The following is a 20,363-nucleotide window of genomic DNA, read 5'->3' on the forward strand; positions in this document are numbered from 1 at the left end:
CACCGAGTGCCGCGGACAGCGACGGGTACATTTGAATCGACGCCCATTCTCCGTCTATGTCGTAGACACTCCCGTCGTGCAGCGGGAGAGATTCGCCGCGCAGGCCCGCGCCGCGGCGGCCGGCGACGACGAAGCCATGGTGCTCGACGAAGACTTTCTTGCCGCCCTCGAGTATGCGATGCCGCCGTGCACCGGAACGGGAATGGGTATCGATCGGTTGTTGATGTCTTTGACCGGACTGTCAATTCGAGAGACAGTTTTGTTCCCGATTGTTCGGCCGCACTCCACTTGAAAAGTGCAACTGTGCGGCTTGGGTCCGGATTGAGTATGCTGCGTTGTTATGGCAGATTGAGACCCGGGGAGGCTCACCCAATCTGCTCGGCATCTGATCAGGACGAAATGCGAGGATAAGCTAATGGCGAAAAAAGTGACCGTCACCTTGGTCGATGATTTCGACGGTGCCGGCGCAGCCGACGAAACGGTCGAATTCGGCCTTGACGGGGTGACCTATGAGATTGACCTTTCGTCCAAGAATGCCGCGAAACTCCGCAGCGACCTGAAGCAGTGGGTGGAAGCCGGCCGTCGGGTCGGGGGCCGGCGGCGCGGCCGTTCCGGGTCCGGCCGCGGCCGTGGCGCGATCGACCGTGAGCAAAGCGCGGCGATCCGCGAGTGGGCTCGCCGAAACGGTCACAACGTGTCGACGCGCGGCCGCATCCCGGCCGACGTCATCGACGCGTTCCACGCGGCGACCTGACAAAGCTCTCACCGGCGTCCGGGCGGCAGGCCCGGGCGCCGGTTTTCGTTTCGCTGGCCGCGAAAAAGATCACCGGTGACCAAGGAAACGAATTGGCACTCCGCCACGTTGGTTCAGTTACGGCGCTGTAATCACAGGGAGATTGCCCGAAACGGGCCCCGCGGGTCCTGAACAGCAAGGAACCGCAAGGTTATGCCCCCTGGCAGGCCGACCATTACAGTGGATGGCAGGTATGCGAATCCGGCCCCAACGGGGACCGGTGGGCCACTGAGAGGCTAGTACCGATGGTGAGGGAGAGCAGGTAACCACCGATGTTTGAACGATTTACCGACCGTGCCCGCAGGGTCGTCGTCCTGGCGCAAGAAGAGGCCCGGATGCTCAACCACAACTACATCGGCACCGAGCACATCCTGTTGGGTCTGATTCACGAGGGCGAGGGCGTCGCCGCCAAGTCCCTGGAGTCGCTGGGCATCTCCCTCGAAGGCGTCCGCAGCCAGGTCGAGGAGATCATCGGCCAGGGCCAGCAGGCGCCGTCGGGACACATCCCGTTCACGCCGCGCGCCAAGAAGGTTCTCGAGCTGAGCCTGCGCGAGGCGCTGCAGCTCGGCCACAACTACATCGGCACCGAGCACATCCTGCTGGGCCTCATCCGCGAGGGTGAGGGCGTGGCCGCTCAGGTGTTGGTGAAGCTGGGCGCCGAGCTGACCCGAGTGCGCCAGCAGGTCATCCAGCTGCTGAGCGGTTACCAGGGCAAGGAGGCCGCGGAGGCCGGGACCGGTGGCCGAGGTGGCGAATCGGGCAGCCCGTCAACCTCGTTGGTGCTCGACCAGTTCGGGCGCAACCTGACGGCCGCCGCGATGGAAGGCAAGCTCGACCCGGTCATCGGCCGTGAAAAGGAAATCGAGCGCGTGATGCAGGTGCTGAGCCGGCGCACCAAGAACAACCCGGTGCTGATCGGCGAGCCCGGCGTCGGCAAGACCGCCGTCGTCGAGGGCCTGGCGCAGGCGATCGTGCACGGCCAGGTCCCGGAGACGCTGAAGGACAAGCAGCTCTACACGCTGGACCTCGGTTCGCTGGTGGCCGGCTCGCGCTACCGCGGTGACTTCGAGGAACGCCTGAAGAAGGTGCTCAAGGAGATCAACACCCGCGGCGACATCATCCTGTTCATCGACGAGCTGCACACGCTGGTCGGGGCGGGTGCCGCCGAGGGCGCGATCGACGCGGCCAGCATCCTCAAGCCCAAGCTGGCCCGCGGTGAGCTGCAGACCATCGGCGCCACCACACTCGACGAGTACCGCAAGTACATCGAGAAGGACGCCGCCCTGGAGCGCCGCTTCCAGCCGGTGCAGGTGGGTGAGCCGACGGTGGAGCACACCATCGAGATCCTCAAGGGTCTGCGCGACCGCTACGAGGCGCACCACCGGGTGTCCATCACCGACTCGGCGCTGGTGGCCGCGGCCACCCTGGCCGACCGCTACATCAACGACCGGTTCCTGCCGGACAAGGCGATCGACCTGATCGACGAGGCCGGCGCCCGGATGCGGATCCGCCGCATGACCGCGCCGCCAGACCTGCGCGAGTTCGACGAGAAGATCGCCGAGGCGCGCCGGGAGAAGGAATCCGCCATCGACGCCCAGGACTTCGAGAAGGCGGCCAGCCTGCGCGACCGCGAGAAGACTCTGGTTGCTCAGCGCGCCGAGCGCGAAAAGCAGTGGCGCTCAGGTGATCTCGACGTGGTCGCCGAGGTCGACGACGAGCAGATCGCCGAGGTGCTGGGCAACTGGACCGGCATCCCGGTGTTCAAGCTCACCGAGGCGGAGACCACCCGCCTGCTGCGCATGGAGGATGAGCTGCACAAGCGGATCATCGGCCAGGTGGACGCGGTCAAGGCCGTCTCCAAGGCGATCCGGCGAACCCGCGCCGGGCTGAAGGATCCGAAGCGCCCGTCCGGTTCGTTCATCTTCGCCGGCCCGTCCGGCGTGGGTAAGACCGAGCTGTCCAAGGCGCTGGCCAACTTCCTGTTCGGCGACGACGACGCGCTCATCCAGATCGACATGGGCGAGTTCCACGACCGGTTCACCGCGTCGCGGCTGTTCGGTGCCCCGCCGGGATACGTCGGCTACGAAGAGGGCGGCCAGCTCACCGAGAAGGTCCGGCGCAAGCCGTTCTCCGTGGTGCTGTTCGACGAGATCGAGAAGGCCCACCAGGAGATCTACAACAGCCTGTTGCAGGTCCTCGAGGACGGCCGGCTCACCGACGGGCAGGGACGCACGGTGGACTTCAAGAACACCGTGCTGATCTTCACCTCGAACCTCGGTACGTCCGACATCTCGAAGCCGGTCGGCCTGGGCTTCACCCAGGGTGGCGGTGAGAACAACTACGAGCGGATGAAGCAGAAGGTCAACGACGAGCTGAAGAAGCACTTCCGCCCGGAGTTCCTCAACCGCATCGACGACATCATCGTCTTCCACCAGCTGACCAAGGACGAGATCATTCAGATGGTCGACCTGATGATCGGCCGGGTGGGCAACCAGCTCAAGGCCAAGGACATGGCTATGGAGCTGACCGACAAGGCGAAGGCGTTGCTGGCGAAGCGGGGCTTCGACCCGGTGCTGGGTGCTCGCCCGCTGCGGCGCACCATCCAGCGCGAGATCGAGGACCAGCTGTCCGAGAAGATCCTCTTCGAGGAGGTCGGGCCGGGACAGATCGTCACGGTCGACGTCGACAACTGGGACGGCGAGAGCGCCGGCGAGGACGCGGTGTTCACCTTCACCGGGACCCGCAAGCCGCCGGCCGAGCCGGACCTGGCGAAGGCCGGGGCGCACGCGGCCCCCGAAACGCCGTAGCACTCCAGCAAACGGGCGGTTAATCTCTGACCGGATTAACCGCCCGTTTTGCTGCGCACTGAAGAGGACCGAGATCTGCGCGTACGCACGACGGTTCAGGCCACACCGGTCACCGAGGCGCGAATATACGGCGAGCCAGTTGCGTTACGGCGCCCCGCCGCCACAACATTGACCCGCGGTTTACACTGACTTCGTCCTGACGGGCAACGGAATCTGGTGAAAGTCCAGAACGGCCGCGCCACTGTAGATAGTCAGACCCATGGCCCGTCATCCCCAGCGGGGACGCGTGAATCCCCGGAAGGAGCGCCATCGTGTCGAATCCCGAGCTGACCGGCAGCCGCACCCGATCGGTTGACCTGTCGGCGGCAAGTGCCGCGGTCTGGTTGGCGACAACCGCTTTCCTGGCGCTGTTGGCGCTCTACTTCGTCGGCGTCGACCAGGGCGCGGTCTCGCTCTTCGGCAGCGATTCGCACGTGCACGAGTTCATGCACGACGCGCGGCACCTGCTCGGCTTCCCCTGCCACTGATCGCGTGGAGAAGCGTCTGATCGGGCGCGGCCTGCTGGCGGGTGCAGTCGGCGCGGTACTGGCTTTCGCCTTCGCCCGCCTCTGCGCCGAGCCGGTGATCGGCCGCGCGATCGCTTTCGAGGACGGCCGCGCCGACGCCGAGAACGCCCATGGCGTGCACGAGCACGGCGCCGAGTTGTTCAGCCGCGGAGTCCAGTCCAATGCCGGGTTGGGTTTCGGTGTACTCATCTTCGGCCTCGCGATGGGCGCGTTGTTCGGAGTGCTGTTCTGCCTCGTCGCCGCGCGCGCGACAAAGGTTGAGGCGCGGTCGCTTTCGCTACTGCTGGCGGCGACCGCATTCGTCGCGGTCTACCTGGTGCCGTTCGTGAAGTATCCGCCGAATCCACCGGCGGTGGGTCAGGCCGACACGATCGGGGCGCGCACCGGCTGGTATTTGGTGATGGTGCTGGCGTCGGTGGCGTCGGCCGTCGCCGCGGCGTGGCTGGCGCGGGGTCTGACGGCCCGGTTCGGCGCGTGGAACGGCCGGCTGCTCGCGGCGGGCGGATACATCGCGGCGGTCGCGGTGGTGATGATGCTGCTGCCGAACGTCGACGAGACACCCGGACCGCTGCGCGACGCGTCGGGCGCGATCGTCTATCCGGGCTTCCCCGCCGACGTCCTCTACGAATTCAGGGTGCTGTCGCTGGCCGCGCAGCTGGTGTTGTGGGTGACCATCGGCGTGGTGTTCGCGACGCTCGCCGGGCGGTTGCTGGAGGAGCGCGCCGGGAGCGGACGGGCATCGAGCATCGCGGCGTGACCGAGGTCGTCCGGCTGACGTTGGTGTCGCACGCGATGACGGATGCCATGGCGGCCGCGCGTTTCCCCGGCGACGAACCCCTCAACGCCACGGGCCGTCGACAGGCCGAAGCCTACGACGCCGAATTGAGCCCTAACGCAAAACATTTCACCGGTCCCGAGCGACGGGCCTGTCAAACGGCGGACCTGCTGGGGCTGGACGCCGCAACCGATCCATTGCTGGCCGACCTCAATTGCGCTCGATGGCAGGGGAAGGGTCCTCAGGACGTGCCGCCCGGCGACCTGACGGTCTGGCTGACCGATCCCGCCCGGGCGCCGCACGGCGGCGAGTCGATCGCCGACCTGATGGCGCGGGTGGACCGATGGCTGAATTCGCTGACCGAGAGCACGTCGGCAATCACCGCGGTGACGCACCCCGCGGTGATCCGGGCGGCGGTCCTGCTGGCACTGGACGCGCCCGCGAAGTCGTTCTGGCGGATCGACATCGCGCCGGTCACTCGAGTCGTCCTGCATTACCGAGGCGGCCGCTGGACGCTGCGCTGGTAAGTCTCAGCGCGGCGCGATCAGCGCGAAGGTCTGCTTGGCGACCTGCAGCATCCACCCGGTGACGGTCGGCCCATGGTCGCGCGGCCAGTTGAGCTGGAAGCTGACCACGTACGGCTGCCGGTTCTTGTCGACGGCGTACCAGCTGAAGGTCAGATCACCGGGCAGCCCACCGGCTTTCGCGCCGATGTACGGCCAGACGTTGTGGTCCAGTTGGATGCCCGCCACCGCGGAGAGGATCTGCCTGACCGGTGCGGCCTTACCGACGGCGTCGGCCTGCAGGGCCGCATGGACGCGGCAGATGTCCTCGGCGTTGCCGTACCACTCCGCGCCGTAGGACGATGCCGGGGAGTGGGCGCGGATCGGATCGGGTTCGTAGGGAGTCGAATTCGCCTGCTCCAACAGCTGGGCGCGGACTTGTGCTGATCCATGCTGCCACTGGGCGCGAAGGTCCGGCTTACCCCAGCCGACCGAGAACAGCTCGTACATCGTGGGGAACGGCGTCATGCTGGCCGGGTCGTGGTGGCCCGCCGTGGCGAGCGCTTCGGAGATGGCGTTCGTGCCCAGCTTTCCGATCAGCAGGTCGGTCGCCATGTTGTCGCTGGTCGCGATCATCTTCTCGGCGGCCGTCCGAACCGAAACCTGCGCTCCCGCAGGCAGTTGCAAACCGGACGAGCCCACGGCGAGGCTCTTGTCGGTGACGGTCAGCTGATCGTCCCAGGCGACCGTTCCGTCCTTGATGGCACCCGCCAGGGCGTGCAGCACGTACAACTTGAAAATCGATGCGAGCGGCAAAGATTCACTGGTGTTGGTGCCCGCGACCCGATCGCAGTGTCCGTTGTCGACCTTTGCGACCTGGTAGGAGTAGCGGGCGCCGGTCTCGCTCAACACCGCATCGATGTCGTGCCACGAATCGATCTTCGGTGCCTGCGTGTCCAGGTCGAACCGATCGACCCATCCGCCGTCGTCGGTGTGGATGCGGATGTCTTGTCGCGCACCGTAGGAGGACGTCAGGTGCAACGTGGCCACGCTGGCGCCCAGATCAACGGCGTTGAGGGTGAACGGCCGATCCCACCAAAGCGACTCCATGGTGGTCTCCACCGATTTCACCATGTCGGGTGCGGCGAGGGTGCCGACGCCGACCGGGCCGATGGGCCAGTCCGAGTTGAGCATGTCCAGCGTCTGCTGTGCCCGGATTCCGGGTGGCGTCCGCACGTCGATCTGCCGGCCGGGGTTGGCCGCGTTCGCCTGCGGCGAGGGGGAGGAGGTGCAACCGGGCGCGAATGTGACTACCAGTGCGGCGGCGGCACTCAACGCCACCGCGCGGCGCCGGGCCGAGTACCCGCTAGCCAGCCTGCTTGTTGCCGGCAACGTCCATCACAACCTCGAATTCGAGCAGGGAGGCCCCGGACGCCACCGGGTTGGCTCGCTCGCCCGCATGGGCCTGGATAGCGGGTCCTTGCGCCCACGCCTGAAATGCCTCCTCGGACTCCCACTGAGTCACGACGAAGTAGCGGTCCTCACCCTTGATCGGGCGCAGCAGCTGAAACCCGAGGAAGCCGGGCTGATTGTCGACCGCGTGTGCCCGGTGTGCGAACCGCTTCTCCAGCTCCGGGCCGGCGTCGGCCGGCACTTCGATTGCGTTGATCTTCACCACTGGCGGCATGCGGCTAGGCTACCCCTTCGCCCGGCCTGTCCATCCGCAGGGCGGGGCACGCAGGATGGTGATATGCCCGGTGAACTGCTGACTTGCCGCGGAGGCCAAGGCGCGCCGTTGGTGCTGGTGCACGGCCTGATGGGGCGCGGCTCCACGTGGTCGCGGCAGCTGCCGTGGCTGACCCGGCTTGGAGTGGTGTACACCTACGACGCCTTGTGGCATCGGGGACGCGGCGTCGACGACCCGAATCCGGTCGGCACCGAACGTTTCGTGGCCGACCTGGCCGACGCGGTGAGCGCGCTGGAGACGCCGGTCACGCTGGTCGGGCATTCGATGGGCGCCTTGCACTCGTGGTGTCTGGCCGCGGAGCGTCCGGAACTCGTCTCCGCGCTGGTGCTCGAGGACATGGCGCCCGATTTCCGGGGCCGCACCACCGGTCCGTGGGAACCGTGGCTGCACGCACTGCCGGTCGAATTCGGTTCCGCAGAGCGGGTATTCGAGGAGTTCGGAACCGTTGCCGGGCAGTACTTCCTGGAGGCCTTCGACCGCACCGCCACCGGTTGGCGCCTGCACGGATACACCGCGCGGTGGATCGAGATCGCCGCCGAATGGGGCACGCGCCACTACTGGGAGCAGTGGCGAGCGGTGCGGGCCCCGGCGCTGCTCATCGAGGCCGGCAACTCTGTGACGCCGCCGGGCCAGATGCGGGAAATGGCTGAAATGAACCCAGCCGCAAAGTATTTGCATGTGCCCCAGGCCGGTCACCTGATTCACGACGAGGCGCCGCAGGTGTACCGCGACGCGGTCGAATCTTTCTTGGCGACGTTGCCTGCCCGCGGCTGACTCTTGCGGGCCGCCCGCCGATGTGACGACGCGCGAGAACGCATGATAAATTCTTCAATTGTTAGAAGCATGTAGTCTTCAGGAGATTTTCTGTGACGGAGCCGCTGTACAAGCTCAAGGCCGAGTTCTTCAAGACGCTGGGGCACCCTGCGCGGATCAGGATCCTCGAGCTACTGGTGGCCGGCGACAAGACGGTGGCCGAACTGCTGCCCGAGGTCGGGCTCGAAGCGTCGAACCTGTCCCAGCAGCTCGGCGTTCTGCGCCGGGCCGGTGTGGTCGAGGCGCTGCGGGATGGCAACACGATGATCTACTCGATCGCCTCCCCGGACATCGCAGAACTGCTGACGGTGGCCCGCAAGGTGCTCACCGGGGTCCTGAGCGACCGCGTGGCGATGCTGGAAGGCCTGCGCGCCGGCGGAGCGGGGTAGCGCCCGTGGGCTGGATCAGCAAAGCCTTGCGCGTCGGCCGGATCGCCGAACCCGCACCCCCGGCACCGGAGGCGACGACCGAGCCGCCCGCCGGGGTGCGCGGTTCGCTGCAGATCCGGCACGTCGACGCGGGTTCGTGCAATGGGTGCGAGGTGGAGATCGCGGGTGCCTTCGGACCGGTCTACGACGCCGAACGATTCGGTGCCCGCCTGGTGGCCTCCCCGCGGCACGCGGACGCGCTCCTGGTGACCGGTGTCGTGACTCACAACATGGCCGGCCCCCTGCGCGCAACGATCGAGGCCACGCCGCGGCCGCGGCGGGTGATCGCCTGCGGGGACTGCGCCATCGATCGAGGGGTGTTCGGCGACGCCTACGGTGTGGCCGGCTCGGTCGGCGAGACGGTGCACGTGGACGTGGAGATACCGGGATGCCCGCCGACGCCGAGCCAGATCGTCGCGGCCCTGCGGTCGGTGACAGGCAGGTGACCGCCGGCTTGGCGGCCAGCGTGGCGCCGGAACCAAAACTGTTGCACCGCAGCGGTTTATCGCCTATCGCCGCGGGCGCGCTGACCTCGTTGCTGGGCGCCGCGGGGGTATGGGCCGGCGGCCTGGGAATGTTCGGGTCGGTGCGCGCCGTCCGCATCGGGTGGTTGCTTCCGCTGGCGGGCGTCGAGCTGAGGCTCGATCCGCTCGGCGGATTCTTCATGGCGCTCACGGGGGCGGTCGCGCTGGCGGTCGGGCTGTACACGATCGGGTACGCGCGGCGCGAGCGGCTGGGCCCGGTCGCCCTGGCCGTTCTGCCGGCGTTCGTCGCGGCGATGCTGCTGGTGCCCGCCGCGGGGTCGGTCACCACGTTCCTGCTGGTGTGGGAGTTGATGGCGGTCGCGTCGCTGGTGTTGGTGCTGACCGACCACACTCGGCCCATGGTCCGCTCGGCCGGCCTGATGTACGCCGTGATGACCCAGTTGGGGTTCGTGGCGATACTGGTCGGACTGTTGGTGTTGTCGGCGGCGGGCGGCGCGGACCGGTTCGCCGACCTGCACCGGATACCGCAGGGGGCGCGCGCCGCGGTGTTCCTGCTGACGCTGGCGGGGTTCGGTTCTAAGGCCGGGCTGGTGCCGCTGCACGCGTGGCTGCCGCGCGCCCACCCGGAGGCGCCGAGTCCCGTTTCGGCGCTGATGAGCGCGGCGATGGTCAACCTCGGGGTCTACGGCATCTGCCGCGTCGATTTACAGCTGCTCGGCCCGGGGCCGCGGTGGTGGGGGCTCACTTTGATGGTCGTCGGCGGGGTGTCCGCGCTCTACGGCGTGGTGCAGGCCTCGGTGGCCACGGATCTCAAACGGCTACTTGCCTATTCGACCACCGAGAACCTCGGATTGATCACGCTTGCGTTGGGAGCGGCCACGCTGTTCGCGGCGGCCGGCGCGAACGCTCCGGCGACGATCGCCGCGGCCGCCGCCATGCTGCACCTCGTCGCGCACGCCGCATTCAAGAGCCTCGGGTTCCTCGCCGCCGGGTCGGTGCTGGCCGCCACCGGGCTGCGTGACCTCGACCGGCTGGGCGGTCTGGCCCGCCGGATGCCCGTCACCACTAGCCTCTTCGGGGTTGCCGCGCTCGGCGCGTCCGGGCTGCCGCTGGGCGCTGGGTTCGTCAGCGAGTGGCTGCTGCTGCAGTCCCTGATCCACTCCGCGCGAGAGCATTCCGCCGTCCTGGCATTGACCACGCCGCTCGCGGTCGGCGCGGTCGCGCTCACCACGGGGCTGGGCGTGGCGGCAATGGTCAAGGCGTTCGGTATCGGATTTCTGGCGCGGCCGCGCACCGAACAGGCCGCCGAGGCGCGCGAGGCACCGCACACCATGCTGGCCGGTATGGCCGTCGCGGCCGCCGCCTGCCTGATGCTGGCCGTGGCGCCCGCGGTCGTTGCGCCCGCGCTGCACCAGGCGGTCGCCGCGCTGCCGGCGGCCCGGCCAACGGAATTCACCAGTCTCGGCGCCATGGTCCGCCTGCCGGGGGTACCGGGCTCGATCGCACCCGGCGTGATCGCCGCCGGCGTGGTGGTGGCCACGCTGACCGCGGCCACGCTGGCCCGTTGGCGCCGGAGCCGGCGCCCGGCGCCGGCCACACTGCCGCTGTGGGCCTGTGGCACCGACGATCTCACCGCACGGATGCAATACACGGCCACGTCGTTCGCCGAGCCGCTGCAACGGATATTCGACGACATCCTGCGACCCGACACCGACATCGAAGTCACCCACAGCATCGAATCCCGTTATCTGGCGGACAAAATCACCTACCGCACCAGAATCGCGGACGCGATCGAGGAACGCTGCTACGCGCCGGTGATCCGGGGAGTCGGGGTGGCGGCGGCCCTGATGCGGCGCGCCCACACCGGCAGCGTGCACCTGTATCTGGCCTATGGTGCGCTCGGCGTGCTCATCGTGCTGGTGGTTGCCCGATGAATGTCATGTCTTATGTCGCGGGCGCCGCCCAGATCGGAACCGTCGTGGCCGGGGCGCCGCTGGTGGTCGGACTGACCCGGCAGGTGCGCGCGCGCTGGGAAGGCCGCGTCGGCGGCGGCTTCTTGCAGCCGTGGCGCGACATCATCAAACAGCTTGGCAAGCAACAGATCACGCCGCGCGGGACGACCGTGGTGTTCGCGGCGGCACCCGCGATCGTCGCCGGAACCACACTCCTGATCGCGGCGGCCGCACCGCTGGTCGCCACCGGATCGCCACTGGATCCCAGCGCCGACCTGTTCGCCGTGGTCGGTTTGCTGTTCGTGGGCACCGTGGCGCTGACCCTGGCCGGCGTCGACACCGGCACCTCGTTCGGGGGCATGGGCGCCAGCCGCGAGATCACCATCGCCGCGTTGGTCGAACCCACCATTCTGCTGGCGGTGTTCGCACTGTCCATGCCGGCGGGATCAGCGAATCTCGGTGCGCTGGTCGCTCATACGATCACCCATCCCGGGCAGGTGGTGTCGCTGGCAGCGGTGCTCGCGTTCGCCGCGCTGGCGATCGTGATCGTCGCCGAGACGGGACGGCTACCGGTGGACAACCCGGCCACCCATCTCGAGCTGACGATGGTTCACGAGGCGATGGTCCTCGAATACGCGGGTCCGCGGCTGGCCCTGGTCGAGTGGGCGGCCGGGATGCGGCTGACCGTACTCTTGGCGCTGCTGGCAAACCTGTTCGCGCCGTGGGGCATTGCCGGGGGCCGCCCCGGTGCCGTAGACATCGTTGTCGGTGTCGCGGCGTTGGCGGCCAAGGTCGCGTTGCTGGCGGGGTTGCTGGCCACCGTCGAGGTGTTCGTCGCCAAGCTGCGGCTGTTCCGGGTTCCCGAGTTGCTTGCCGGATCGTTCCTGCTGGCGTTGCTTGCGGTCGTGGCCGCCAACTTCTTCGTGGTTCCGACATGACGTACGGGTCGTTTTCGGTACTCGTCGACCTCGCCGCCGGCGGGCTGCTGTTGGCCGCCGTGCTGATCGTGTGGCGCCGCGACTTGGTCGCGGTCATCCGTCTGCTGGCATGGCAGGGCGTCGCCCTGGCGGCCATTCCCGTCCTGCGGGGGGTCTACGACGGCGACGGTGCGCTCATCGGCGTCGGTGTGGCCGTGCTGATCTTGCGGGTTGCGGTGTTGCCGCGGCTGCTGGCCCGCGCGGGCGGCACCGAAGCGCGATCGCGCCGGGAGGCCACCCCGTTGGTGAACACCGCCACGTCGCTCCTCATCACCGCCGCGCTGACGTTGGCCGCGTTCGCCGCCACCGGGCCCCTGGTGAACCTGCAGCCCGCCGCCACGACCACCGCCGTTCCGGCCGCCACCGCGGTGGTGCTCATCGCGCTGTTCGTGATGGTCACGCGGCGGCATGCGGTGTCGCAGGCCGCGGGATTCCTCATGCTGGACAACGGGATCGCGGCCACCGCGTTTCTGCTCACCGCCGGGGTGCCGCTGATCGTCGAGCTCGGCGCCTCCCTGGACGTGTTGTTCGCGGTCATCGTGATCGGCGTTCTGACGGGCCGGCTGTCCCGCGCGTTCGGCGGTGCGGACCTGGACGCGTTGCAGGAGTTGCACGACTGATGACCGGTTTACTGCTCGCGGCGATCCTCACCCCGGTCGGGGCCTCGGTCGCCGTCCTCATTGCCGGATGGCGGCGGGTGACAGCGACGCTGATCGTCCTTTCCGCGGTCACGGTGCTCGCTTGTGGCGTGGCGCTCGCGGTCGGGGTCGGGTCGGGAACGCGGTTCGCACTGGGCGGCCTGCTGCGGCTCGACGCGCTCACCGTGACGATGCTGATCGTCATCGGAACCGTTGCCACACTGGCCACCTCGGCGAGCATCGGCTACGTCGATGCCGAACTCGCACACGGCCACGCCGACAGCGGCGGTGCGCGGCTGTACGGGGCCCTGACGGCGGGCTTCCTGTCCGCGATGGTCGTCGCCGTGTGCGCCAACAACATCGGGGTGATCTGGATCGCGATCGAGGCGACCACGGTGATCACCGCCTTCCTGGTCGGCCACCGCCGCACCCGCGGTGCGCTCGAGGCGACGTGGAAGTACGTCGTGATCTGCTCGGTCGGCATCGCCATCGCCTTCCTCGGCACGGTGCTGCTCTACTACGCCGCCGAGCATGCCGGGGCGCCGGCCGGCGCGGCCCTCAATCTCGACGTGCTGGCGGCACATGCGGGCGGGCTCGATCCGGGCATCGCTCGGCTTGCGGGCGGGCTTTTGCTCGTCGGCTACGGCGCCAAGGCCGGGCTGTTTCCGTTCCATACCTGGTTGGCCGACGCCCACAGCCAGGCCCCTGCACCGGTGTCGGCTCTGATGAGCGGGGTGCTGCTGTCGGTGGCCTTCTCGGTACTGATCCGCCTCAAGCCGATCATCGGCACGGCCACCGGGGCCGCGTTCATGCGGACAGGCCTGCTGGTGCTCGGGTTGGCGACGCTGGTGGTCGCCGCCCTGATGCTGACCGTGACAACGGATTTCAAACGCATGCTCGCCTACTCCTCGATGGAGAACATGGGCCTGATCGCGATCGCCGCGGCCGCCGGAACCACGCTGGCCATCGCCGCGCTGCTGCTGCACGTCCTGGCCCACGGGATCGGCAAGACGGTCCTCTTCCTGGCGGGCGGCCAACTACAGGCCGCGCACAACTCCACGGCGATAGCCGACATCCGCGCCGTGCTGCGGCGCTCCCGCCTCGTCGGCGTGTCGCTCGCGGTCGGCGTGATTGTGTTGCTCGGTCTCCCGCCGTTCGCGATGTTCGCCAGCGAGCTGGCCATCGGCCGGTCGCTGGCCGACGCCCGGCTGGCCTGGGCGCTCGCCGCCGGCATGGCGCTGGTTGCGGTGGCCTTCGCCGCGTTGGCCCGCAACTCGGGCCGCATCCTGCTGGGCGGCCCGTCCGCCGCTCCCGAAATCGCTGTTCCGCGAACGGTGGCCGCCGCTCTGATCGTCGGCGTTGCCGCATCGATCGCCCTCGGTGTCACCGCCGGCCCACTCACCGACCTGTTCACCGCCGCTGCCAGCGGTGTCGGGGGACCGCGATGAAGGCGCAATGGCAACGCCACCGGCTGTCTCAGAGCAGGCTGGCCGAAACGGCAGAAGATCTGCTGGGCAAAGGGTTTCGGTTGGCCCTGGTGGCCGCTCACGACGACGGCGCCGCTCTACGCGTCGTCTACCTGTTCCTCGCCGGATATCCGGATCGCCGCGTCGAGCTCGAATGCGTTGTGCCGAAGGATGATCCGAAGGTCCGATCGCTGGCCTACCTGTCCTTCCCGGCCAGCCGGTTCGAGCGCGAAATTGCGGACCTGTACGGGATCCGGCCCGTGGGGCACCCCAAGGCGCGCCCTCTGGTGCGGCACGCCCACTGGCCAGGGGACTGGTATCCCATGCGCCGCGACGCGTCGCCCGCACGCGAATTCGATGGCGCCGGCCGCTTCCCGTTCGTGACCGTCGAGGGTCCCGGCGTGTACGAAATCCCGGTGGGTCCGGTGCATGCGGGGTTGATCGAACCCGGCCATTTCCGCTTCTCCGTCGCCGGCGAAACCGTGCTGCGGCTCAAGGCCCGACTGTGGTTCGTACATCGCGGCGTGGAGAAGCTGTTCGAGGGCCGGCCAGCCGGCGGCGCGGTCGATCTGGCCGAACGCGTCAGCGGCGACACCTCCGCCGCGCACGCGCTCGCCCACTGCCTCGCCGTCGAAGATGCGCTCGGAATGGAACTTCCCGACGAGGTGCACCGGTTGCGGTCGCTGATGGTCGAACTCGAACGCCTCTACAACCACGCCGCCGATCTGGGCGCGCTGGCCAACGACGTCGGGTTCGGGCTCGCCCACGCCCACGCTCAACGCATCCGCGAACAACTGCTGCGGCTCAACGCAGATGTCGCCGGGCATCGGCTGCTGCGCGGTGCCATCCGCCCGGGCGGGGTCGCGCTGCGGAGGCTACCCGACGTCGCCGACTTGAGATCCATTGCGGCCGACGTTGCGGAGGTCGCCGAGCTGACCCTGCGCAACTCCGTCGTGTACGACCGATTCGCCGGGACCGCCGTCCTGCACCGAGACGACGCCGAGTCCCTCGGCTGCCTGGGCTACGTCGCTCGGGCCAGCGGTGTGCGCACCGACGCCCGGCTCGAACACCCCACCATCGCACTGCCCGTCAACGAGACCGATGCTGCCGCGGGTGACGTGCTGGCCCGTTACACCGTGCGGCGCGACGAGTTCGCCGCATCCACCGAGCTGGCCTGCCACCTGATCGAATCACACAGGGGCCCAATCGAATACGTCGGAGCCCTGCCCGCGGCGCGCATACCCGGCAGCGGCATCGGCATTGTCGAAGGCTGGCGCGGCACCATCGTCCACCGCATCGAAACGGGCGGCACCAACCGGATCACTCGCGCGAAGATCGTCGACCCGTCCTGGTTCAACTGGCCCGCGCTGCCCGTCGCGATGGCCGACACGATCGTCCCCGACTTCCCGCTGGCCAACAAGAGCTTCAACCAGTCCTATGCCGGCAACGACCTCTGACGCGTCGCCGCTACGCTTCGCCCGCCAGGGCGAACCGGCCGTCGGCCGTCTGCGCGACCAGACCGTCGGCCAGCAACGAATACAGGGCCCGGTCCCGCTGCGCGGTATCGGTCAACCACGCCACGTCCAGCTCCGCCCGGGTGACCGGAGAGGCGTTGCCCCGCAACACGTCCAGCAGGCGTCCGCGGACCTGCCGGTCGGTTCCGGCGTAGGTCTGCACCCGCCGGGCCGGCCCCTGCGCCGGGGGATGACCGGCGTCCCGCCACGCGCACCGAGCAAGCGGGCACAGCCCGCATCGCGGCGATCGCGCGGTGCACACCGTCGCACCCAGTTCCATCAGGGCGACTGAATACCGCGGCGCCCTATCGTCGGCGGGCAGCAGCGCGTCGACGTCGGCGTGGTCGCGCGTCGCGGACGGGTTCCCGGCGTCGGCCCGCCCGTGCACGGCCCGCGCGACCACCCGGCGGACGTTGGTGTCCACCACCGGGACCCGTTGGCGGTAGGCGAAGCAGGCGATGGCGCGCGCGGTGTAGCTGCCGACGCCGGGCAGGGTCAGCAGGGTGTCGACGTCGTCGGGAACCACGTCGTCGTGCTCGCGCGCGATGACGGTCGCGCACTCGTGCAAGCGCTTGGCCCGCCTCGGATAACCCAGCTTGCCCCAGGCTCGCAGCACGTCGGCGGCGCTGGCGGCGGCGGGGGCCGAAGGGGTGGGCCACCGCCGCACCCAGTCCGACCAGATCGGCAGCACCCGCGACACCGGCGTCTGCTGCAGCATGAATTCGCTGACCAGAATCTGCCATGCGCTGACGCCGGGCTCCCGCCAGGGCAGGTCGCGGCGGGACCGTTCGTACCAGTCGAGAAGGTCGGTAACTGATATGTGTTTCGGGCCGTTCTCCGGCGGATGCGGCATGATGTCAGCCATGCCTAACACCAGCCCAGTAACCGCGTGGAAAGCACTCAAAGAGGGTAACGAGCGATTCGTCGCCGGGAAGCCCCAGCATCCCAGCCAGAGTGTCGAACACCGGGCCAGCCTGGCCGCCGGCCAGAAGCCCACCGCGGTCGTGTTCGGTTGCGCGGACAGCCGGGTCGCCGCCGAGCTCATCTTCGACCAGGGCCTGGGCGACATGTTCGTGGTGCGTACCGCCGGACAGGCCATCGACTCGGCGGTGCTTGGCTCCATCGAGTTCGCGGTGACGGTGCTCGACGTGCCGCTGATCGTCGTCCTGGGCCACGACAGTTGCGGTGCCGTCAAGGCCGCCCTGTCGGCCATCAACGACGGTTCGATCCCCGGCGGCTTCGTGCGAGACGTGGTGGAGCGGGTCGCGCCCTCGATACTGATGGGCCGCCGCGACGGCCTCAGCCGCGTCGACGAGTTCGAGGCGCGCCATGTGCGCGAGACCATCGCCCAGTTGACGTCGCGCTCGTCGGCGATCTCCGAACGGATTGCCGGGGGCACGCTGGCGATAGCGGGCGCCACCTATCACCTGGCCGACGGGCGGGCGGCGCTGGTCGACCACGTGGGCGACATAGGCGAATAGCGGCGAATCGCCCCGGTTCGGCCCCGCCACTAACACGGCGGTCAGCCAGCAAACCCCGCGACACGCCGGGGCGGGTCAGGCAACTCGACGTGACCTGGACCTACGCTGCAAACGTGCTGGATCTGGAACCGCGTGGCCCGCTACCTACCGAGATCTATTGGCGGCGCCGTGGCCTGGCCGTGGGCGTCGCGGTCGTCGTCGTAGGGATCGTGGTCGCCGCGGTCATTGCCTTCATGGGACACAACACGGGCGCCAAGCCCGCCAGTGCCGACAAACCCAACTCCGCTCAGAGCAAGCCCGGCTCGCCGGCGCCGCAGGCGCCTCCGCCGGCCGCGCCCGGGGAGCAGCCCAATCCGGGGGTGCCCCAGCAGGGCCAGAACCCCGAGATGCCCACCCCGACCGCCGCGGTGCAGCCGCCGCCGGTGCTGAAGGAGGGCGACGACTGCCCCGATTCGACGCTGGCGGTCAAGGGCCTGACCAATGCGCCCCAGTACTTCATCGGCGATCAGCCGAAGTTCACCATGGTCGTCACCAACATCGGCCTGGTGTCCTGCAAGCGGGACGTCGGCGCCGCGGTGCTGGCGGCATACGTGTACTCGTTGGACAACAAGCGACTGTGGTCCAACCTGGACTGCGCGCCCTCCAACGAGACGCTGATCAAGACCTTCACCCCGGGCGAGCAGGTGACGACAGCGGTGACGTGGACGGGAATGGGGTCGGCACCGCACTGCCCGCTGCCCCGGCCGGCGATCGGGCCGGGCACTTACAACCTCGTCGTGCAACTGGGCAACCTGCGCTCGCAGCCGGTTCCGTTCATCCTGAACCAGCCGCCACCGCCGCCGGGCCCGGCGCCCGGGCCGGGTCAGGCCGCCGCGCCGCCGCCGGAGGCGCCACCGGTCGCGCCGGTTCCCGCCGGCTAACTCAGCGGGTCGGAGATCGTCGACTCCGCGAGCTGCGATAGACCCTCGCGCACGTGGCGGGCCCACATCGCGCCGATGCCCTCGACCGACTGCAGGTCGCCGGCGCTGGCCGCCAACAAGCCCTGCAGCGTCCCGAACGACCGGACCAGTAGGTCGGAGTGAGCGAACTGCAGCCGCGGGATGCTGGCCAACGCGCGGTAGCCGCGCGGACTCACGGCCGAGTCCTGCGCCTCGGCCGTGGTCGGGTAGCCGAAAACCTTTGCCAGCGCGGTGAGTTCGAGTAGCTCGGTGTCCGACAGGGCGTCCAGCTCGTCGAGGGTCGCCGTCATCTGCGCTTTGGACAGCGGCTCCGGGCTGGCGTGGTAGTCGCGCACGGTCAGTTCGCGCGCGATGTCGTTGCCGCCCAGCAGCTCGTCGAGCTGCAGCCGCAGCTGGCGCCCGTCGGTGCCCAGCTCGACCACGTCGTAGTCGATCACCAGGCCGATTCGCCGGACCAGCTCGAGCCGCTGCACCACCGTCATCACGTCGCGCAGCGTGACGAAGTCCTCGATCTCGGCGAGCGACAGCTGCCTGCTCACCTCGTCGAGCCGGGTCTTGTACCGCTCCAGGGTCGCGATCGCCTGGTTGGCCCGCGACAGGATGGTCGCGGAGTCGGCCACCACGTGGCGCTCCCCGCCGACGTAGACGGTCACGATGTTCATCGAGTGGCTCACCGAGATCACCGGATAGCCGGTCTGAATCGCCGCCCGTTCCGCGGAGCGGTGCCGCGTCCCGGATTCGTCGGTGGGTATCGACGGGTCCGGCACCAGCTGCACGTTGGCCCGCACGATGCGGCTGCCGTCGGTGGACAGCACGACCGCGCCGTCCATTTTCGCGAGCTCGCGCAGCCGGGTCGGCGCGTACCGGACGTCGAGGGCGAAGCCGCCGTCACAGATGGCTTCGACGTTTTCGTCGTTGCCGATGACGATGAGCGCACCGGTGCGGCCACGCAGGATGCGCTCCAGGCCGTCGCGCAGCCCGGTGCCCGGCGCCAGGCGGGCGACGGTCTCACGCAGTGTCGGACGTGTCACAGCGTGTCATTGTGCGGCCCCGCCGCGTTATGCGTCCAGCCGTTGCGCGGCTCGGCGATGGCTTTCACGTGTTGCAGCGCCGCGACGATGGTCGGTGCCCGCAGCGCCCGCATCCCTTCGGGAACGATCTCGCGGCGGGGGTCGTCGCCGTCCGGGATGAGGGCGATGCTGAAGCCCTGGCGCGCGGCCTCGGCCAGCCGCCGCTCCATTCCGCTGACCCGCCGCAGGTCGCCCGCCAGCCCCACCTCGCCGATCATCACCGCCGTCGTCGGCAGCGGCCGGTCGGAGTACGCGGAGGCCAGCGCGATCGCGACGGCCAGATCCGACGACGGATCCGTCAGCCGCATCCCGCCCACGGTGGACAGGTAGATGTCGTGGACGCTGACGGGCAACCTGCCGTGCTTTTCCAGCACGGCGCTGATCATGGCGGCCCGGGAGGGGTCGATACCGCTGACGGCGCGGCGCGGCGAGCCGCCCCCGGGGGTTGCCAGCAGCGCCTGCACCTCCCCGATCAGCGGTCGCTTACCGTCCAGCGTCACGGTGATGGCGGTGCCGGCGACCGGCGCCGGCCGTTGATCCAGAAAGAGGTTCGACGGGTCGGAAACGTCCTCGATCCCGCTGTCGTGCAACGTGAAACAGCCGACCTCGTCAGCCGCCCCGAACCGGTTCTTGATCCCGCGGACCATCCGCAGCGACCCGCTGCGGTCTCCCTCGAAATGCAGCACCACGTCGACCAGGTGTTCCAGCGAACGCGGCCCGGCGATCGCCCCGTCCTTGGTGACGTGGCCGACCAGGATCAGTGCGACGCCGTCGGCCTTCGCGGCCGCGGTCAGCGCGGCGGTGACCGCGCGGACCTGCGTGACCCCGCCGGCGACGCCGTCGGCCTCGGTCGTCGACATGGTTTGAACGGAGTCCACGATCACCAGGGCGGGCCGCAGGGTCGCGATGTGGTCCAGCACCGTGTGCACGTCGGATTCGGCGGCCAGGTAGACCTCGTCGGCGCCGCAGCCCATCCGGTCCGCACGCAGCCGGATCTGGCCGGCGGACTCCTCACCGGAGATGTACAGCGCGCGCCGGCCCGAAAGCGCCCATCGATGGGCGACTTTGAGCAGCAGCGTCGACTTTCCCACGCCCGGATCGCCGGCCAGCAGCGTGACCGAACCGGGCACCACGCCGCCCCCGAGCACCCGGTCGAGTTCCCCGACGCCGGTCGAGCGGTGCTGGCTGGCGTTGGGTTCGACGGAGGTGATCGGGACCGGCCGGGAAGCGGAAGCCGCGGCCGAACCCGCTCGGCGGCCGCCGACCGCGGTCAGTACCGGCGCCTCGTCGACAGTGCCCCAGGTGCCGCACTCCAAGCAGCGGCCCACCCACTTGGCGGTGACGTGCTGACATTCGGAGCAGCGGTATTGCGAGCGCGGATTTGCCACG

General features: G+C 69.0%; 21 protein-coding genes. 16 read left to right on the top strand and 5 right to left on the bottom strand.

Annotated elements, in window-relative coordinates; translation table 11 throughout:
- From A5711_RS07100 to A5711_RS07125, 6 genes are all read left to right on the top strand, one after another.
- On the top strand, positions 1-292 hold a 292-nt coding region (locus A5711_RS07100), incomplete at its 5' end, for an amino acid--tRNA ligase-related protein (protein WP_304442537.1).
- A 123-nt stretch (positions 293-415) separates the two neighbouring features.
- Positions 416-754, top strand: a complete 339-nt coding sequence (lsr2, locus tag A5711_RS07105; RefSeq protein WP_066955505.1) for a histone-like nucleoid-structuring protein Lsr2 — start codon at positions 416-418, stop codon at positions 752-754.
- A 311-nt stretch (positions 755-1,065) separates the two neighbouring features.
- On the top strand, positions 1,066-3,600 hold the full coding sequence (gene clpC1, locus A5711_RS07110; RefSeq protein ID WP_067944934.1) for an ATP-dependent protease ATP-binding subunit ClpC: 2,535 nt from the start codon (positions 1,066-1,068) through the stop codon (positions 3,598-3,600).
- A 311-nt stretch (positions 3,601-3,911) separates the two neighbouring features.
- The gene (locus A5711_RS07115) at positions 3,912-4,127 is read left to right on the top strand and encodes a CbtB domain-containing protein (RefSeq protein WP_067944937.1); all 216 of its coding nucleotides are present in this window, start codon (positions 3,912-3,914) and stop codon (positions 4,125-4,127) included.
- Between the two features lie 4 nt (positions 4,128-4,131).
- Entirely contained in the window at positions 4,132-4,923 is a 792-nt protein-coding gene (locus tag A5711_RS07120; protein ID WP_067944938.1) for a CbtA family protein, read from the top strand.
- Positions 4,920-5,468: a histidine phosphatase family protein gene (locus tag A5711_RS07125; RefSeq protein WP_067944939.1), complete on the top strand. Its 549-nt coding sequence runs from the start codon at positions 4,920-4,922 to the stop codon at positions 5,466-5,468. The genes A5711_RS07120 and A5711_RS07125 overlap by 4 nt, the downstream gene beginning before the upstream one ends.
- Before the next feature lie 3 nt (positions 5,469-5,471).
- Here A5711_RS07125 and A5711_RS07130 read toward each other — a convergent pair whose 3' ends face one another.
- Positions 5,472-6,836 (bottom strand): serine hydrolase, encoded by a 1,365-nt coding sequence (locus A5711_RS07130; RefSeq protein WP_067944941.1) that lies wholly within the window; start codon positions 6,834-6,836, stop codon positions 5,472-5,474.
- Positions 6,811-7,131 carry a mycobilin-forming heme oxygenase MhuD gene (gene mhuD / locus A5711_RS07135; RefSeq protein ID WP_067944942.1) on the bottom strand — a complete coding sequence of 107 codons (321 nt, stop codon included), beginning with the start codon at positions 7,129-7,131 and terminating at the stop codon, positions 6,811-6,813. Before mhuD ends, A5711_RS07130 begins: the two co-directional genes overlap by 26 nt.
- 63 nt (positions 7,132-7,194) lie before the next feature.
- Here mhuD and A5711_RS07140 point away from each other — a divergent pair, with 63 nt between their 5' ends.
- The 8 genes from A5711_RS07140 (at position 7,195) to A5711_RS07175 (ending at position 15,407) form a co-directional block, all read left to right on the top strand.
- Complete coding sequence (locus A5711_RS07140) at positions 7,195-7,965, top strand: alpha/beta fold hydrolase (protein WP_067944944.1); 771 nt, start codon at positions 7,195-7,197, stop codon at positions 7,963-7,965.
- A 92-nt stretch (positions 7,966-8,057) separates the two neighbouring features.
- Positions 8,058-8,393 carry a lsr2/espR transcriptional regulator gene (locus A5711_RS07145; RefSeq protein ID WP_067944945.1) on the top strand — a complete coding sequence of 112 codons (336 nt, stop codon included), beginning with the start codon at positions 8,058-8,060 and terminating at the stop codon, positions 8,391-8,393.
- 5 nt (positions 8,394-8,398) lie between these two features.
- On the top strand, positions 8,399-8,878 hold the full coding sequence (locus tag A5711_RS07150) for an NADH-quinone oxidoreductase subunit B family protein (RefSeq protein ID WP_067944946.1): 480 nt from the start codon (positions 8,399-8,401) through the stop codon (positions 8,876-8,878).
- The gene (locus tag A5711_RS07155) at positions 8,875-10,851 is read left to right on the top strand and encodes a proton-conducting transporter membrane subunit (RefSeq protein WP_369829923.1); all 1,977 of its coding nucleotides are present in this window, start codon (positions 8,875-8,877) and stop codon (positions 10,849-10,851) included. The genes A5711_RS07150 and A5711_RS07155 overlap by 4 nt, the downstream gene beginning before the upstream one ends.
- Positions 10,852-10,856: 5 nt before the next feature.
- Complete coding sequence (locus A5711_RS07160; RefSeq protein ID WP_067944997.1) at positions 10,857-11,807, top strand: respiratory chain complex I subunit 1 family protein; 951 nt, start codon at positions 10,857-10,859, stop codon at positions 11,805-11,807.
- Positions 11,804-12,466: a hypothetical protein gene (locus A5711_RS07165; RefSeq protein ID WP_067944948.1), complete on the top strand. Its 663-nt coding sequence runs from the start codon at positions 11,804-11,806 to the stop codon at positions 12,464-12,466. The genes A5711_RS07160 and A5711_RS07165 overlap by 4 nt, the downstream gene beginning before the upstream one ends.
- A complete protein-coding gene (locus A5711_RS07170) occupies positions 12,466-13,932 on the top strand; it encodes a proton-conducting transporter membrane subunit (RefSeq protein WP_067944950.1) in 1,467 nt (488 codons plus the stop codon). Before A5711_RS07165 ends, A5711_RS07170 begins: the two co-directional genes overlap by 1 nt.
- Entirely contained in the window at positions 13,929-15,407 is a 1,479-nt protein-coding gene (locus A5711_RS07175; RefSeq protein ID WP_067944952.1) for an NADH-quinone oxidoreductase subunit C, read from the top strand. Before A5711_RS07170 ends, A5711_RS07175 begins: the two co-directional genes overlap by 4 nt.
- Positions 15,408-15,417: 10 nt before the next feature.
- On the opposite strand, the gene A5711_RS07180 is transcribed toward A5711_RS07175, so the two are convergent.
- Positions 15,418-16,329 (bottom strand): A/G-specific adenine glycosylase, encoded by a 912-nt coding sequence (locus A5711_RS07180; protein ID WP_067944954.1) that lies wholly within the window; start codon positions 16,327-16,329, stop codon positions 15,418-15,420.
- Between A5711_RS07180 and A5711_RS07185 the strand changes: the two genes are divergently transcribed.
- Positions 16,328-16,945, top strand: coding sequence for a carbonic anhydrase (locus A5711_RS07185; RefSeq protein WP_067945000.1), 618 nt, complete (start codon positions 16,328-16,330; stop codon positions 16,943-16,945). The genes A5711_RS07180 and A5711_RS07185 overlap by 2 nt on opposite strands.
- 113 nt (positions 16,946-17,058) lie before the next feature.
- On the top strand, positions 17,059-17,865 hold the full coding sequence (locus A5711_RS07190; RefSeq protein ID WP_156673342.1) for a hypothetical protein: 807 nt from the start codon (positions 17,059-17,061) through the stop codon (positions 17,863-17,865).
- Here A5711_RS07190 and disA read toward each other — a convergent pair.
- Both disA and radA read right to left on the bottom strand, forming a co-directional pair.
- Positions 17,862-18,935: a DNA integrity scanning diadenylate cyclase DisA gene (gene disA, locus A5711_RS07195; protein ID WP_066955447.1), complete on the bottom strand. Its 1,074-nt coding sequence runs from the start codon at positions 18,933-18,935 to the stop codon at positions 17,862-17,864. The two genes, A5711_RS07190 and disA, sit on opposite strands and share 4 nt — an antisense overlap.
- A complete protein-coding gene (radA, locus tag A5711_RS07200) occupies positions 18,932-20,362 on the bottom strand; it encodes a DNA repair protein RadA (RefSeq protein WP_067944958.1) in 1,431 nt (476 codons plus the stop codon). Before radA ends, disA begins: the two co-directional genes overlap by 4 nt.
- Position 20,363: the final 1 nt, after the last annotated feature.

It is taken from the genome of Mycobacterium sp. E2238, from assembly GCF_001672665.1.
In the GTDB taxonomy this organism is placed as follows: domain Bacteria; phylum Actinomycetota; class Actinomycetes; order Mycobacteriales; family Mycobacteriaceae; genus Mycobacterium.

Bases quoted from the DNA above. Each gene is read 5' to 3' on its own strand.
- A5711_RS07180 (WP_067944954.1), bottom strand. From the start codon at position 16,329: ATGGCTGACATCATGCCGCATCCGCCGGAGAACGGCCCGAAACACATA.
- mhuD (WP_067944942.1), bottom strand. From the start codon at position 7,131: ATGCCGCCAGTGGTGAAGATCAACGCAATCGAAGTGCCGGCCGACGCC.
- A5711_RS07160 (WP_067944997.1), top strand. From the start codon at position 10,857: ATGTCTTATGTCGCGGGCGCCGCCCAGATCGGAACCGTCGTGGCCGGG.
- A5711_RS07175 (WP_067944952.1), top strand. From the start codon at position 13,929: ATGAAGGCGCAATGGCAACGCCACCGGCTGTCTCAGAGCAGGCTGGCC.
- A5711_RS07170 (WP_067944950.1), top strand. From the start codon at position 12,466: ATGACCGGTTTACTGCTCGCGGCGATCCTCACCCCGGTCGGGGCCTCG.
- lsr2 (WP_066955505.1), top strand. From the start codon at position 416: ATGGCGAAAAAAGTGACCGTCACCTTGGTCGATGATTTCGACGGTGCC.
- clpC1 (WP_067944934.1), top strand. From the start codon at position 1,066: ATGTTTGAACGATTTACCGACCGTGCCCGCAGGGTCGTCGTCCTGGCG.
- A5711_RS07165 (WP_067944948.1), top strand. From the start codon at position 11,804: ATGACGTACGGGTCGTTTTCGGTACTCGTCGACCTCGCCGCCGGCGGG.
- A5711_RS07185 (WP_067945000.1), top strand. From the start codon at position 16,328: ATGCCTAACACCAGCCCAGTAACCGCGTGGAAAGCACTCAAAGAGGGT.
- A5711_RS07140 (WP_067944944.1), top strand. From the start codon at position 7,195: ATGCCCGGTGAACTGCTGACTTGCCGCGGAGGCCAAGGCGCGCCGTTG.